Raw genomic sequence first — 15,591 nt, forward strand, 5'->3', positions numbered from 1 at the left:
TAAGGGAAGTCCCCAATATCTTTGAATGTTTAGAGTGCTTTTTTAAAACTAAATGACTATAATTCTTGGGGAAGCGCCAGAATTATCTTTAGTCACTTTTACCAAATCCAAGTTAAAATCGTCGTTACTCATTTTTTGAGTCCTCCTTAAAATTTTTTTATTTTTGTTCGAACAATTGAATTATAGAATTATTTTTTCAGAATATAATCAGAAATTGGCAATATAGAAAAAGTTTTCGACACGTTTTAATAAAATATTTGTAATACTATTTTGAATCTACTATGGATTAAATACTACACTAAGATTCGAAAACTATAAATTGATATAATATAGTTATAAAAACAAGATACGAAAAAGCAATGTAACTAACTCCTGAGAACTTTAATTTATTGATTAGTGTTAAAAAGACGCCTTACAAAATATGACATCCTATCTAGATACGACTTATAAATCCAAAAACATTAAGTATAGAAGAACAGTTGATATTAATCTTGAGTTATTCACTCTATTATCCAACTCAACGTCTTCTAGCTTTTGATTTTGGTAATGGAATAGCTACAGTCAACAAAACAATAACATGGGGAGAAGATATTCTTCTTTCTTCAAGTCGATTTTACTTAGACAACTTAGAAGAATAGCTATTGATGTCCCAGAAAGACCTTTTCAACGACCTAAAAGAAACACACCATAAAGACACAAATCAGACTCGCTTTAAAAATACATCATGCATGCCAATTAGTTTTTTTCAGATGGTCATACGCATGATTTTACTCACTTTAAAGAAAAAATGAATCATAGTTTAACAGAAAATCACTTGTCTGTGTGTATTTGAGTTATTTAGGCATTGTGAATCTTCATGAGAATACATTTATTCCTATTAAAAATTCTAAAAATCATCCATTGACTGAAGAGGATAAGCAGTTTAATAGAGAGAGGGCTACAATACGAATTAAAATTGAGTATTTTAATACTAGGTTTAAAACTTTTCAGATTAAGGAATAACCTTATCACAATCGAAAAAAATATTTGAGAATGGTCTATTTATTTCGGACTTTACTAAGTGAGACGTACTAATAATCATACTTCAAATATCTGATCCTTAACTATGCCATAAAAATACTTGTTAGTGTAATGTTCGCTTTAGTAAGTCAAGTGGACATTACCCATCCATAATTAGATATTAGCATCTTTTATATCAAGTAGTTTTGTGATAAAATGTAATTATTCCATATAAATTTTTTCTAATGATGGTTTAGTCTTTTATCATTAGAAAACTTATGGGACTTTTTTCAATAAAATAAGCGCCATAAGTTCTATAGGGGATTCACCCACTATAAAACTTATGGCGCCTATTTTAGATACCTAATATTATGTATTTTTTGCTTTTAAAGACTTTTACCCAGTCTCTATTATCTTATTTTTATTTACATTCGGTATTAAGTTTTATGAATTTTTCCTTATTAATCGTTCTTATTGCTGGCTTACTATCTGTAATAATCTCCTTCACTATATTTTCATAAATCTGTTCTGGGATATCACTTGGTTTTTCAGGAGATAGATATAGTTTAGGTATCATAGTATTATTTAATTTAAAAATCTTTTTTTTATCCACTACTGTATTGCGGACAAATGGAACTTTATCCCCTGCCCTTATCAAAAAATAACTTTCTCTGAACTTTTTATTTCCTCCACATTTAGCTATCATCGTAGCCTTATGAGTTTGACACTTAAACAATATCTTGTTATTTTGAACATTTGAATGACAGATATAATAATGCCTTATTAAGGCTAAATCAGAATTTACATCAGGGAAAGGCATTAAAACCTTAATAACATCCTTCTTGCTAATCAATGACTAATCTCCCACTTGATTCGACTTCAACATAAACTGGATTCAACAATTCCTCGTTTGTACTTAACGAATCCAGCAATTCTAAATGTTCCTCGTTTAAATTCATAAAATCCTCTTTTGAAAATACAAAATTCTTTTGATCTATCCTTAAAATTTCATAGTCGTAGTCAGGCTCCGAACTTTTTAAAAGGTCTAAAATTTCAATATCATCATCTGTAATATCTTTTTCGCTCATTGGAATTTGTTTTTTTCCAGCATCAATTTCTTCTTTATGAGTAGACCACATTTTAAATTGATGCGTCAAATCAGATAACTCGGAATCTGTCAGTGTATTAATAATAAATTGACTTATTCTAGCATTACTTTCATCAATATCAAAATCACATTGTTTTTGTTTAAGATAATCTTGAACTTCAGCTTCTCTATAGGTGATATCACCGTAAAAATTTGAAAATACTGGTCCATTTTTATAAGCTTTTAAATATGTAAAATCAGAGTCTTTTTTTTCTACAAATTGAAACATTTCATATAGAAACAAGAATTTTTGTAGTTGTAACTTTGAGAACTTAGTAATATCTTCTTGCTTGTTAAGCCAAGCAATCTTATCTAACATACTTTTGGAAGTATTTAAAACCATATTCTCCTCCTTATGATTACAAATAAAAACACAAGCACCACATCTGTCACCTGCGTTCATCTGTTTCCCTTCTATACTTATATAGTACAACTATGTATAACTTTTGTCAAGGAATTTCACTTAAAAAATCTAGTAGAGAATAGTTTGCCGGTAGTTTGGAACTTACTAGATTACGACATACCTGTTGTATGACAAATAAGCCACCCGTATGACGAATGGCTATGATTTTTCAGATATAAAATTACTCTACTTAGTATATGATTGAGCGCCTTTTCTGGTCACAATTACTAAATTAGCAACAAACAATAATACAACATAAAAAGTTAAAGCTAATAAATTAGTTGTGCTTCTAAAATTATTTTCTAAAATTATATTAACTGGTAAAATTACTGGAATCCAAAAAATATTAAGAAAAACTTTATTTGTTGCAAATAATATAAATAAACTTTCTACAACAGCAATAAGTAAATTGCCACCTTTCGCAATAAACAATGTCAATAGCATGTGGAAATGATTTAGCAATATTAGTAATAACCAACTAACTATTCCTACGTAAAAATAATATGAAAAGTGTTCTAACTCTATACCTACAACTACCCATAAAGGAATAGTAAGTAAAGATAATAGTAAATCTAACACAAAAATTTTCGCTCCCCATATACTGGCTGTATTTCTCGAGCCTTTAATATTCTGATAATTATTAGCATTGATTTCTTGTTCAGATACTAATAAAGTGATTATCGTAGTTATCATACAATAGCCTAACATGGGTAAAAAGATAATATTTTCCAATACAATTGTGTTATTTACAGATAATATGTAAATTGGAATTGTCAATAGTTGTATAGTAGACAAAATCAAAATAATGTATAGTTGATACGAACCTTTAAATTTAATCATTTCACTTTTTAGCAATTGGATCATTACTTAACCTCCAATTTAACATTAACAAAGAAACAATAAATAGAATCAATGATAGAAATACGGTAAATACTACCATTTTAACGTCTGTTACATGATTTGTTAAATCTAAATCTCCTGACGGTTTTATATACATAAGACTATAAGCAATTTTATAATGATATGTAAAAGGAAAGAAGAACCAAAAGCTACTTTGAGCGATAAAAGGTGCAACCAAAAAACAAATCAAGGAGTTAATAGATACTAAGATATAGGGGTTGATCCGTTTCGAAAATAGATACAAGAGTGGCAATACCCATATGGATGTTATCGAAATAAGTACTAAACAAATTAAGTCACCAATTATATTCAATGATATTAAGTCGCCATACAAAAAATTACTTGTAAATAATAATATAGCTAAAAACCATACGTTCGAAATGAGTAAATCTTTTAATTTTAAAAGTATCTTTACGATATATATTTTTATGCTATCATTTCGAAAGTATATATTCTGGAAGTTTCCTGCAGCTTCTTCTGCTTTATAATCATATAAAAATAACAATCCAATAAGCGTGTACAAAAAGACGGCTTCCCACCAATATATTGAAAAACTTTCTAGAATACTCGGTCCAACAAGTAATACAGCTATTAAAATCGACAATCCAGGAGCTATTATCAAGAATTTTTTGGATGTATTTTTTCGCTGTTTTAACCATTCTGATTTAAATATTTTTATCATATTGCGTCACCTCCATGAACAATTCTTATAAATAAAGATTCTAAATCATCACTTTGAACATTCGAACCATCGTAAAAAATTTGACCATCATGTAAAATAACAACTTTATCTGCCACTTTACTAACTTCATACAGTTGATGGCTAGATAAAAGAATTGTCATTCCTGATTTCTTTAAAGAAATCATTAAATTCAACAATTCCTTTATACCATCTGGATCCAATCCATTGGTAGGTTCATCTAAAATGAGCAAATCTGGACTAGTAATTATTGCCATACCTAATCCCAAACGTTGTTTCATACCTAAAGAAAAGCTCCCTGCTTTTTTCTTTCCCGTATTAGATAGCCCAATCAAGTTTAATACTTCATTAATTCGTTCGTCAGAAATGTCATATAACAATGCTCTTGTTTTTAAGTTATCATAAGCAGATAAGTTCATGTAGATAGCTGGAGTTTCAATAAGCGCTCCAATCTCATATATACCCGCATTTTTTTTCCCATTAAAAATAACCGTACCACTATCAGCATTTTCAAGACCAAAAATAATCTTCATAATTGTTGATTTTCCTGCACCATTAATACCTAATAATCCACAAATACTCCCCTCTTTTATTTCAAAAGAAATATTTTTCAGTACTTCTCTATCCTTATATGATTTTCTAAGTTTTTGAACTTGTATATTCATAACTATAATTCCTCCTTGTTTTATACTTGTATGTTATACTTTATTTTTCAAAATTTGTTCAGAATTTCCAATTTTACAAAATTAAAAAAATAGACAGTCCTCAATTTAGAAAACCATCTATTTTTATACATAACTATTATATGGAAGCTATCTAATATATCCTTACAGAATTATTTTTTAATAAGCAACGTCACTTGAGCGCCACCTCTATCTGGATTTGATAAAAACAATTCTCCTAAATGTCTAGTTGCAACTTGTTTAGCAAATGCTAACCCTAAACCATAGTGCTTATTATTCCTACCTTTATTCTCAGTATAAAATAACTTATCTGCATTTAATAAGGACTGTTCAGTAAAAGGCAGACCATTATTCCACACTACAAAATTAATATACTCTGTTTCCTCAATGATAGTAAGCGTAACTTTTTTTTCTCCAGAACTATATCTTGCTGCATTTGCTAAAATGTTAATTAATGCCCGATTTAAATTAAAGCGATTTCCCTTAAAAAATATTAATTTTGTAGTATTAATAATTTTGAAATCAACCTTTGCATTATTCATTACAGATTTCGCTTCTACTGACAGCTCACTTAAAAATTCGGATAAATGTATCTGTTCTCCATAATCTTTATCTTCAATTAGTAATCTTGAATAATCAATCATTGAACTAAAGTATCTTTCAAAAACTACTATACTGTTATTCATTGACTGAGTGTATTCCTTCTGTTGAACAGTCAAGTTAGTTAATTCAAGCAACTCTAAATTTCCCTTTAGTACTGTTAAAGGAGTTTTTACATCATGAGCTAATGCACCAACTTGAAAAGATAAATCTTCCTTCTCCCTTCTCTCTGATTTGAGTAAATTAGTTAACTCGTCGTCCTTTTGATATAATACAGAGAGAATTTCATCGAACTCTTGTATTTGAGCTGGAATCTTTTTTTCTTTAAATGTTAACTGCCCCATGTTTAAAGCTTTTTTTTGTATAAGTAGAAAATTTTTTGAAAATTCTTTTATTAATCTTGTAAGTGACCAAATGAGTAAAATCGTTTCGAAAACGAAGAAAAATAAATAAGAAAATAGATTAAATGAAATGTGACGCAAATTCGGATTAACAAACTCAGGTATCATGGGTTGCCTGACAGTAAGTACAATCTCTGAATTAGCATAATACCCATAATACACCTCACTATTACTTACAGATTCATTTTTATCAAAAACTTCTCGATAGGCAGGCAAATCCTTTTTTTGATAATTACCCTCTTCAATTGTACCTGTCTTGCGATTAAATACAACATAGTCAAATATAGAGTTATTCATTGCTTGAACTACATCACTTAAATTGCTGGTATCACTCACTGAAATTTCAATTTTAGAGTCGTATACATTTAATTGTCCTGTAAAAACAAGTAAATAAGTAAATATAAAAAATAAAAGTATACTCAGTAACGTACCTGTTACTAGTTCTAAAACAGTCCTTATTATACGTCCTCTAATTGTACTATTCTTCTTAATCATGCCACTTGTATCCCATACCTCTAACTGTTTTTATAGGATTAATTCCATAGGATGAGAATTTTAATCTTATTTGATAGATATACTCAGATATTGAACGAAAGAGGGTTTCAGCATCATCATCATAAACGTTTTCATATATATCTTGTACAGTAAAAATTTTTCTTGGATTGCTAGATAATAGCTCTATGATATCATATTCCCTACTTGTAAAGGCAAGACTATCTCCATTAATACAAACAATTTTTTCTTGTAAATAAATCGTTATTGGGGATAATTCTCGAACAATTTGATTACTTAATTCACCTTGTTTGTATCGTTCTTCTCGTTTGAGATTTGCAGCAACTTTGGCAATTAATTGATTGATGCTGAAAGGTTTTGTAATATAGTCATCTCCTCCTAAATTCAACCCTGATACTATATCATCTTCGGTATCTTTTGCACTAACAAAAATAATAGGAGATCTTACTTTATTTCTAATCTGCTTACAAATTTGCATACCATCTATATTAGGCATCATTACATCTAATAAAATCAAATCAAATCCTTTGAAATTATTAATATTGATTGGTACGGTGACTTCTTGATACGTCGTTACCTGATAGTTTTTCATCTCTAAAATAGTTCGCATCAGTTTCAAAATTTCAAAATCGTCATCTACAACTAATATCTTATACATTCTATCACCTCAAAATATTTTAGAGAACTATCTGCAAAGCTCCGTATTCTTGACAAAGAATAGTCTCAATACATCAATTTGTAATTGTTCTTTATTTTTTAAATTATATTTTTAAAAAATAGTACAAATCTATTTTACACTATCTTGAACAAAATTCGTAATATTTAATAATCTAATTTGAGTGCCGTCAATGTCATTACCTATACAGCAATTATCATACAATAATTTAATTACCTCATCTGGTTGATCTTTCAAATGATATTTCTCAATGATTAACCCAAGTGCTGCTGAAACCTTTGGTGTTGAAATGGATGTCCCATAAGCATAAGTATATTTCCCTTCAAGTGTCGGTACAATAACCCATTCTTTTTCAAATGTTTTATCATTTGCCCACTGTTCATATCCAACTGTTGCTAGTTTATGACTTCCTCCTCCTGTTGCATATATATCTATTACATTATTTCCTTTATTTGAAAAACTAGATACAAAATCGTTATCATTTACTGACCCTACTGTTACAACATTGTCTAATCCCGCAGGAATATCCATAACTTTTCCATCTATATGTGAATAATCCTTCCCCTTAAGTTCTCCAAGGTAATGTTTCAATGATTCTTGATTATTTAAATCTAGACCCTCATCACCTACTGAAGCAACAATTATTGAACCCTGACTATACGCATAATTGATTGCTCTCTGATAAATGTTAATTAATGCTGTTTGGTCATCTTCTATAGTTGAGTTTTTTAGCAAGTATTCACCCAAACTTAGATTAATAACATCAACATCATCTTTCGCTGCTTGAATAATTGCCTTTAATATCCACTGATCTTGTGCATTTCCTTTATCAAATACTCGATACATTCTAACTTTCATTCCAGGAGCAATACCTAAATAATTTCCGTTTGATGAAATCTGTCCAACCACAGAAGTTCCATGGCCTGTTTTATCTAATATATTTTGATTATCAATTAAGCCCGTTTCCAAATCCGCTGTAAAGTTCTTGACAGAAATAATATTTGAAGATACTTCTGGGTTATCGTAAGTAACACCTGAGTCTATCACACCAATAGTAGCTTCACCAGTAGATTTATGACTAAATTTTCTACCTGTACCAATACTCTTTTGCATATCCCATTGATAATCCCAAAAATTCATATTGTTAGTTGTAATTACACTTTCTCCATACAGATAAGTGACATTAGGCTTTACATTCATCATACCATCAATAACTATTTCTTTTATCGAATTATTATTTTCTTTCTTTATCTCTTCTTTACTTTTTCCAGTCGAAACAGTAATAAGATTTATTTCAGGAATAATATCGATAATTTGCATACCCTGTTTAATAAATTTTTGTTGGATAGTATCAACTGTTTCTGTCTCTTTCAGTAGTATATTATATTTAAAATCTGATCCAGCAGTCGCTTGAACTCCATGGACTGAAAAAAATAATGGAAATAATACTCCAACTGATAATAAGAACTTTTTATTCATATAATCCTCCTTAATGTTTTTATTTGAGATTATACCAGAGAAAATTCAGATTTTATTCAGAGAAAAAATCATCTTTACACTACTAGTGAAATTCAAATTTAAGAAAGAATCAATTTCTAAAATTTTTCATGTCCTAAAAACGGCATAAGTTTTGAACTTGTTCAGATTATTTTCTATCCCTTCTTCCACTTATATCCTGTCCAGCATGCTAAAGCAAGTAAAACTAAATTAAAGATGATAAAGAAAGTCGTAAAACCAAATAATCCATTTTGAGCTAAATCTGCCGTGTAAAGTTCAGTCTCAGTAAAGAACAGATAAATTCCATAACCCTCCACGAAAATAAGAAAACTGACAAAACCAATCAGGAAAAGTCCACTGGCAATAAGGAAGATCCTCCATAAAAGAATGAGAATTCCTCCTACTGCTAAAAAAATTACTGGGATAAGGAGTAAATCATTCATGACTTTCTCCTTTCTAATCAATCAACTGACGATAATGGGTGGCAAGAGAGGAATCAAATTCCTCTAGCTTTTGAACTAAGTCCAAATACTCCTCTTTCTCATGATCTTCAAAGTCCACACCTCGATGATTCTGAAGCGCGATTTCCAATTGACTAGTGAGTTCTCGTTTGGAAAAGCTGTAATCCCCTGTCACTTCCTCATAATGTTCCTTTAACTCCTTGTAGGCTTGGTATTCTTCAGGCGTTTGAAATCCCTGTACCAAAGCCTCTTCTAATTGATAATAGGTATCTTCCATCATAATCGTTACCTCGCTTTTTTCTATCTTTATTCTACCGCGCTTTTCTTTTCTTGTCCGCTATTTGTATCTATTTTTTAATCTAATTCAAAAGAAAGTTGTTCTTGCTTTTCTTTTCCTTTTTCATGGAATTGTCTTAAGGCCTGATCAATAATATCTAAATCCGTTTCTGTTTCAATCAATGGCGCGAGTACATCGTATTCGGCCTTTTTAGTTTGATAATCCTCTTCCTTTGGAAAATTTTTCTCAATTTCTACCTTAGCAGTAGTCCATTTATCCTTTAATTCATCCAATAAGTTCTGAGTTTTCACTTGGTCATCTTTAATGTGGTCTATCGTATGCTGAAGCCTTTGAATTGTCCCCAAAGGAGAATACAAATCCAAACTAACAGAATACTGATTTTCTCCTACAATCTTAACAGAGAAGGTTTCAGGAAGAGGCTGATTCGTTGGTAGACTAAGCATTTTAATGTCAAATCCTCGATAACTTGCTAGGGTTCGAAATTCTTTGCTGTCAGATTGATTATGACGGATAAGACGGTGTAGGGATTCACCTGCTTCAGCTCGTTGCTCAAAAACTTGTTTACCTATCGTCATAGAAAATGATTGGTCTTTCGACATTTCAGACTGTTGAATGTCGCCTTCATACTTGCTTAATCGTTTCTCAAGAATGGGCATATTTTCTTCACAGTAAGAGATTGTATGACGATAGTGATCCTTGCTGCGTTGAAAGGCGCGTCTTTGATTTTCTAATAGAGTTAGATCATTCTCTAGTTCCATCTTATATTTGAGATAAGGATTACCTGTTGCTAGTGCCTTAAAATCAGAAGCTGTCATAGTCTGTTCATCAATATCTTCCGCAGCACGAATCGGCTCCTTAGAAGTCATAATCTGCTTAATATAACGGAGTTTGTTCTCCTGAGTTGCCCATAGATAATTATCAAACGAACCTTTGGTAATATAGTGGTAAATATCCACTTCCTTGTTTTCATTTCCCTGTCGGATAATACGTCCATTACGTTGCTGAATGTCACTTGGTCTCCACGGTACATCCAGGTGGTGAACTGCTTTCATCTTGCTCTGAACATTTAAACCTGTTCCTCCTTTTTCAGTTGAGGCAAGAAGAACCCGAACCTCTCCTGCATTAACCTTTCGAGACAAGCTATTCTTCTTTTCATCACTATTGGCATCATGTACAAAGGCAATTTCCATACTAGGGATTCCTCTATCAACTAATAAAGCCTTAATCTCAGAATAAACATCAAAGCCATTATCTTTTTTCTTAGGTGTGCCAATATCTGAAAAAATCATCTGAGTAGCCTTATTTTCCATTCCCTCACGATAAATTCTTTCAACATTATCCACTACCTGAAGCAGTTTATGATTGTCTGCTAGACTATAACTAGAGTCCAATAAACGCATATCAATAGCTAATTTTCGTGCCTCACCCGTAATTTTTAACATGTTATCCTGACTTGGATCAACTGTTCCACATTTGACCGCATCTGATCTCATAACCAATTCTTCTAGATAGAGTTTCTGGTTTTCAGTTAACTCACTCTCAATAGGGATAATATGGGCTTCTGGTACAGGTAAATCCAACATATCTTGTGTTTGAATGTCGGCTGTTTCTTTATAGATTTTCATCAATTCAGGTAGATTGACAAACTTTTTAAATCGTTTCTTAGGCTGGTACTTATCCCCTGTAGGAGCTAATTCCATAGAGTTTTGAATTTCTCCAAAAGCACCTACCCAAGAGTCAAAATAATCAACTTGATAGCGTTTTAAGATATCCGGTTGAATGTAGTTCATCATAGTATACAGCTCACTAATTGAATTTGAAACAGGTGTTCCTGTCGCAAAGACAATATTTTTAAAATCATGTTCTTCCTGAATCTGTCGAACCTTCATTTCCATATCCACATTCTTCTTAGACGTTGTATTGGTAATCCCTGCTACATTTCCAAGTCCAGTAATTGGACGTATATTTTTAAAGTGATGTGCTTCATCCACAAAGAGAAAATCAATTCCTAAGTTCTCAAAATCAATAAAACTATCACGATTAAAGCGTTGGAGTTCTTCCAATTGTTTCTCAAGACCACTTATTGATTGCTCTGCTTCTTTAACGGTGTACTTATTTTCAGAATGTGTTTTAATCTCTCGTAGTTCATTCAGTTTATCCTCGATATAATTCATCTGTCTTTCCTTACTGACAGGGATTTTTTCAAATTGAGAATCCCCAATGACAATGGCATCGTAATCTCCTGTAATAATACGTGACACAAACTGTTTTCTTCTTGCCTTCACAAAATCTTTCTTAGTGGTCACAAAGACTTTTTTAGTAGGGAAAAATTTCATGATTTCTTGGCCAAACTGAGCAGACAAACTAGAGGGCACCACATACAAGGGCTTATGAACCATCCCCAACTCCTTTAATTTAAAGCCAGCACCAAGCATGGTCAAGGTCTTTCCTGAACCTACCTCATGAGCTAACAAGGCTCTTTTTTCTTCTACAATTCTTTGAATGGCATTCTCTTGATGAGGACGAAGACTGATGTTTTGTGCCAAGCCATCAATGACTAAATGGCTACCGTCATACTCTCGACTAACCGTTCGATTATAAAAACGATTATAACTTTCTTCAATGACTTGTTGAACTTCTGGATACCGTGAGACAAAGTCTTGAAAGAGTTCTTGTAAATGCTGCTCTTTTGCTCTTAGAACAGAGGTTTTTTCCAAATCTGTGATGGTCTTTTTCTTTTCCCCTTCCGTAACAGTCATAGTAATAGTCGGTTGGTTCGAATTAAGTAAATTCTCAAAAATCTTTCTTCCTGTATCATAACGTGAGCCACTGACTCCAAGACTACTATCTTTGGCACTTGGATAGCGATAAGCAAATGGTGTCCTTAAATGAACCTGCCCATCGACAGGATTCACTTCAATGACTTGTTCAACATCAGGCGAAGACAATTCAAATTCACGGTTGGTAAAACATTCAAAGGCAAATTTACCATAAACGGATTGAGGAATCCAACGTGACCCTATTTTAAACTCAATATCTGCCAGATGAATCCTTGGAGGGCGAACAGATTCTAACAAATCTAACGCATGAGTCCAATCACATTCTTGGTTGTTTTCCTCTACTAATAGTTGAACTACTTCTATCTTGTTGAGAATATCTCCTGACAAAAACTGGTTCTTAGAAAGATAATTTCTTTCCCCTCTTAAATAGCTTTCTGGATCCATTAAGATCTGGTCACCCAACTCATCTAAAATAGCTGCTTGGCTATGTTCAGGGTAAATTGATACCATAAAGTCTATATCAACCCCTCTACCATCTGATAAACTGGAGTTTAAGGCATCTAAAGCCGTTGAAACTCTTGTAATCACTCTCTCCGGCCTAACCAATGCTTTCTCAAAGGCTAAAGATTTTTTATATTTTACTTTCTGATCTTTAGAATCAATGTATTCATCTTCTAAACTTGCTAGTAAAGAATACTTATCGTCACTATCAAATAAGTTTCGATTGACTGAGACATTCAAGTATCCAAATTGGCTTACAAACCGATCATAGTCACGATTGAGTTTACTAAGTAATACCTGAAAATCTGTCCGACTATAATCTGGATGGCGTTGAATTTCAATTAAGGCTTGATAGGTCTCTCTCAAATCAACCATGCCCTTAATGCGACTAATATCCTTATCCGATAAGGGGCTTTCATAAAAGACCGTTTTTTTGAACAGTCCCTTATATTTCCCTCTTTTACTCGCTTCTTCTGACTTGTAAACATCTAGTGCTTCCTCTTCTGTCAAATGAAGTTGCACGAATCGGTCTATTTTATGTTCAGACAAAGAACTGTCCCAAGCTTTAAAATCTCCCTTCTCATCTACATAATAACTAATTTCGTCTACTTTTGAACTTTTCCGAATGCCATGCGTATCTCGGTAATAAATTTGATTTCCCTCATATCCAAAAGAATAGAGCGCTAAGTCCTCACGTATACGACTTGGGATAGAATTATCCACTTCTTCTTGGATAAAAACAGGTGCTTTCAAAGAATTGTCAATTTGTTTAGGTGCTTCCACATTCTCGAATGCTTTCATTATTTCAGTAGCTAATGTTTCTGATTCCCCCTTAACATTGAGGGTTCCTCCATTAAAATTACGTACTTCATATTCACCCAAAACTTGTGTATTGTATTTCCCATCAAAATAAGGATTGATCCAGACACGCTTATCCTCCTCAAAGGGAATAGAACCACTAAAAACAAGTTCCTCTTCATTAAGATTCTTTGCTTGATTCTTTTGAAAGAAGAGGAGATCTGTGGTCACTCGAGTACCTGCAATCTTTTTAAAAGCCGTATCCGGCAAACGAACTCCCCCTAAAAAATGAGTGTTGGTTTTAATCTCTTGTAAGACATTATCTGTCCGCTTATCCATTGTCCCGATAGATGAGATAATCGACACTTGTCCTCCGTCTCTTACTAAATCAAGTGAGTGTTTGACAAAGTAATCATGAATCATATAAGGTTTATCATAGTTTTTATCGGCAATGCGAAAATTTCCAAATGGAACATTCGTTAAGACTAAATCAAAACTATTATTTTGATAGGGAACTTCTTCAAATCCTCGCACTTCAATGTGGACATTTGGATGGAGTTGTTTTGCGATTTCGCCTGTCACACTGTCTAATTCAACCCCATAGAGTTCTGATTTATCTCGTATACTTCTAGGCATCGCCGCAAAGAAGTTCCCAGTCCCCATAGAAGGATCTAATATCCTTCCTCCCTCAAAACCATCATCCATTAATTTTTGCCAAATCTGGCGAATAATCATTGGGTCTGTATAATAGGCTGTGAGAGAACTTTGTTTCATGGTCGAGTATTCTGATTTACTTACTAAACTCTTAAGAGTTAAACGTTCTGCTTCATACTTTGGATTGAGTTCATCGAAAAATTCATTGGCAAGACCACCCCATCCAACATACTTAGCTAGTAGTTCTTGTTCTTCTGGATTCGCTTGTCGTCCCTCTTTTTCTAATCTTTTAACAAGGTCAATTGCAGCGATATTCGTTTCAATTTTTTCTCGATTTGTCTTAGGGTAAAAGTCCTCTAAATCATCTGGAAAAACGAAATCTTGAACAGGGATATCCAACTCTTCTATACTTGAAATAAGAGTTTCTGTTTCCTTATCCTTTTCATTTTCTTCTTCCAGATAGGAAAACAAATCTATTTCCTGACTTTCACTTGATGAATCAATCTCAATCTCTGAATCTTCTTTTTCAAGTTCTACAAGAGACAATACTTGTTCAATCTCTTCCAAACTGTTCAAGTATAAGATAGGATTTTCTTCAAATAACTGGTTGGAATCATTGAATAGCTCTAGGCGAACTAAGTCATTTAACTGGGCATTTTCAATCGAAACCAACTGAAATACTTGACCTTTATAACTTACTTGTGAACCGATTGGATATTCCCTCAAAGCTTCTTCTACAATTTTATCTACTTTAGATAGGGAATGAACTTCCACATTTTCTTCTACCTGGTCAATATTATCTAAAGGTAAGACCGCTTCCTCTACTTGCTTAGATTTTTCGCTTCTAGCCTTTACATCATCAAAATGAGTAATAATCTTCAGCTTTTGTGTCAGTGGTAGTTGTTGGTAGTTTCCTTCATGATGGACAAGATCCGTAACGGTATCTAAAGTAGCCATCAATTCTGAACCCAAATAGGCTAGAACATCTCCCTCTTTTTCTTCAAAATGAATCTCAAGAACCTCTTTTTCTAGTTCTTTGGAATCAACCATTAGAAGAAATTCCTCTATATCTCTACTAATGCGGTCAGATAGATTATTCGCAACCCGATAAACATTGACTAAATTGACCTCCTGATTCTGATGACATACAAGCTCACTTAATGGTGTTAGCTTTTCTTTTTCAGATTGGATGTAAAATCGAGTGGAAAGGTTATAGGTTGCGACTTCCAGAACTAAGTTTTTCTCAAAATTACTTAATTGAGATAATTTACCTAGACCCGCTTGCCCAAAATTTCTTGTGTAACTTTCTAAATCTTGGTCATTATTTTCAGAACTGGCCTCTAGGAAAGAAACAATATCTTGATGAAACGAATAGACATGAGGTATCTCTTCTATCTTACCCTCTTCAGCCAAAAAACTCTCTACCAAGTCCTGCCATTTCTCATCAAAATGTTGCGCTTGATATCGAAGAAATAGGTCCATTTTCTCCCTATCTTTTGGAATTGTTCCACGAAACATAGCCAATAATTGCATTACTTCCATACTCGCTCCTTTCATCTATACGAAAATAGGAGAATCAC

11 protein-coding genes and 1 pseudogene are annotated in these 15,591 nt (G+C 32.5%); 1 reads left to right on the forward strand and 11 read right to left on the reverse strand.

Annotated features, from left to right (window positions below):
- Positions 1–389 precede the first annotated feature (389 nt).
- A pseudogene (locus ADI86_RS12360) lies at positions 390–999 on the forward strand (IS5/IS1182 family transposase); the annotation flags it as partial.
- 421 nt (positions 1,000–1,420) lie between these two features.
- Here the strand turns inward: ADI86_RS12360 and ADI86_RS08315 are convergent.
- The 11 genes from ADI86_RS08315 to ADI86_RS08365 all read right to left on the reverse strand — a co-directional run bounded on the left by ADI86_RS08315 (position 1,421) and on the right by ADI86_RS08365 (position 15,553).
- Positions 1,421–1,852 (reverse strand): hypothetical protein, encoded by a 432-nt coding sequence (locus ADI86_RS08315; RefSeq protein ID WP_049532566.1) that lies wholly within the window; start codon positions 1,850–1,852, stop codon positions 1,421–1,423.
- On the reverse strand, positions 1,845–2,489 hold the full coding sequence (locus tag ADI86_RS08320) for a hypothetical protein (RefSeq protein ID WP_049532567.1): 645 nt from the start codon (positions 2,487–2,489) through the stop codon (positions 1,845–1,847). Before ADI86_RS08320 ends, ADI86_RS08315 begins: the two co-directional genes overlap by 8 nt.
- Before the next feature lie 246 nt (positions 2,490–2,735).
- Positions 2,736–3,413 (reverse strand): hypothetical protein, encoded by a 678-nt coding sequence (locus ADI86_RS08325; protein ID WP_000615442.1) that lies wholly within the window; start codon positions 3,411–3,413, stop codon positions 2,736–2,738.
- Positions 3,391–4,131 (reverse strand): hypothetical protein, encoded by a 741-nt coding sequence (locus tag ADI86_RS08330; protein WP_000590350.1) that lies wholly within the window; start codon positions 4,129–4,131, stop codon positions 3,391–3,393. Before ADI86_RS08330 ends, ADI86_RS08325 begins: the two co-directional genes overlap by 23 nt.
- A complete protein-coding gene (locus tag ADI86_RS08335; protein WP_001025883.1) occupies positions 4,128–4,814 on the reverse strand; it encodes an ABC transporter ATP-binding protein in 687 nt (228 codons plus the stop codon). Before ADI86_RS08335 ends, ADI86_RS08330 begins: the two co-directional genes overlap by 4 nt.
- 170 nt (positions 4,815–4,984) lie before the next feature.
- Positions 4,985–6,328, reverse strand: a complete 1,344-nt coding sequence (locus ADI86_RS08340) for a sensor histidine kinase (RefSeq protein WP_049532568.1) — start codon at positions 6,326–6,328, stop codon at positions 4,985–4,987.
- The gene (locus ADI86_RS08345; protein WP_049532569.1) at positions 6,321–7,004 is read right to left on the reverse strand and encodes a response regulator transcription factor; all 684 of its coding nucleotides are present in this window, start codon (positions 7,002–7,004) and stop codon (positions 6,321–6,323) included. The genes ADI86_RS08340 and ADI86_RS08345 overlap by 8 nt, the downstream gene beginning before the upstream one ends.
- 129 nt (positions 7,005–7,133) lie before the next feature.
- The gene (locus ADI86_RS08350; RefSeq protein ID WP_049532570.1) at positions 7,134–8,501 is read right to left on the reverse strand and encodes a S8 family peptidase; all 1,368 of its coding nucleotides are present in this window, start codon (positions 8,499–8,501) and stop codon (positions 7,134–7,136) included.
- Positions 8,502–8,674: 173 nt separating this feature from the next.
- On the reverse strand, positions 8,675–8,962 hold the full coding sequence (locus tag ADI86_RS08355; protein WP_049532571.1) for a DUF5966 family protein: 288 nt from the start codon (positions 8,960–8,962) through the stop codon (positions 8,675–8,677).
- A 13-nt stretch (positions 8,963–8,975) separates the two neighbouring features.
- Positions 8,976–9,260 carry a DUF5962 family protein gene (locus tag ADI86_RS08360; RefSeq protein WP_049532572.1) on the reverse strand — a complete coding sequence of 95 codons (285 nt, stop codon included), beginning with the start codon at positions 9,258–9,260 and terminating at the stop codon, positions 8,976–8,978.
- A gap of 74 nt (positions 9,261–9,334) precedes the next feature.
- Positions 9,335–15,553: a DEAD/DEAH box helicase family protein gene (locus tag ADI86_RS08365; RefSeq protein WP_193390665.1), complete on the reverse strand. Its 6,219-nt coding sequence runs from the start codon at positions 15,551–15,553 to the stop codon at positions 9,335–9,337.
- Positions 15,554–15,591: the final 38 nt, after the last annotated feature.

It is taken from the genome of Streptococcus pseudopneumoniae (assembly GCF_001074975.1).
Taxonomy (GTDB): Bacteria; Bacillota; Bacilli; order Lactobacillales; family Streptococcaceae; genus Streptococcus; species Streptococcus pseudopneumoniae_D.

What these genes read in the sequence shown, in the direction of transcription:
- ADI86_RS08320 (WP_049532567.1), bottom strand. Translation starts at nt 2,489, where the DNA reads ATGGTTTTAAATACTTCCAAAAGTATGTTAGATAAGATTGCTTGGCTT.
- ADI86_RS08325 (WP_000615442.1), bottom strand. Translation starts at nt 3,413, where the DNA reads ATGATCCAATTGCTAAAAAGTGAAATGATTAAATTTAAAGGTTCGTAT.
- ADI86_RS08330 (WP_000590350.1), bottom strand. Translation starts at nt 4,131, where the DNA reads ATGATAAAAATATTTAAATCAGAATGGTTAAAACAGCGAAAAAATACA.
- ADI86_RS08335 (WP_001025883.1), bottom strand. Translation starts at nt 4,814, where the DNA reads ATGAATATACAAGTTCAAAAACTTAGAAAATCATATAAGGATAGAGAA.
- ADI86_RS08340 (WP_049532568.1), bottom strand. Translation starts at nt 6,328, where the DNA reads ATGATTAAGAAGAATAGTACAATTAGAGGACGTATAATAAGGACTGTT.
- ADI86_RS08345 (WP_049532569.1), bottom strand. Translation starts at nt 7,004, where the DNA reads ATGTATAAGATATTAGTTGTAGATGACGATTTTGAAATTTTGAAACTG.
- ADI86_RS08350 (WP_049532570.1), bottom strand. Translation starts at nt 8,501, where the DNA reads ATGAATAAAAAGTTCTTATTATCAGTTGGAGTATTATTTCCATTATTT.
- ADI86_RS08355 (WP_049532571.1), bottom strand. Translation starts at nt 8,962, where the DNA reads ATGAATGATTTACTCCTTATCCCAGTAATTTTTTTAGCAGTAGGAGGA.
- ADI86_RS08360 (WP_049532572.1), bottom strand. Translation starts at nt 9,260, where the DNA reads ATGATGGAAGATACCTATTATCAATTAGAAGAGGCTTTGGTACAGGGA.
- ADI86_RS08365 (WP_193390665.1), bottom strand. Translation starts at nt 15,553, where the DNA reads ATGGAAGTAATGCAATTATTGGCTATGTTTCGTGGAACAATTCCAAAA.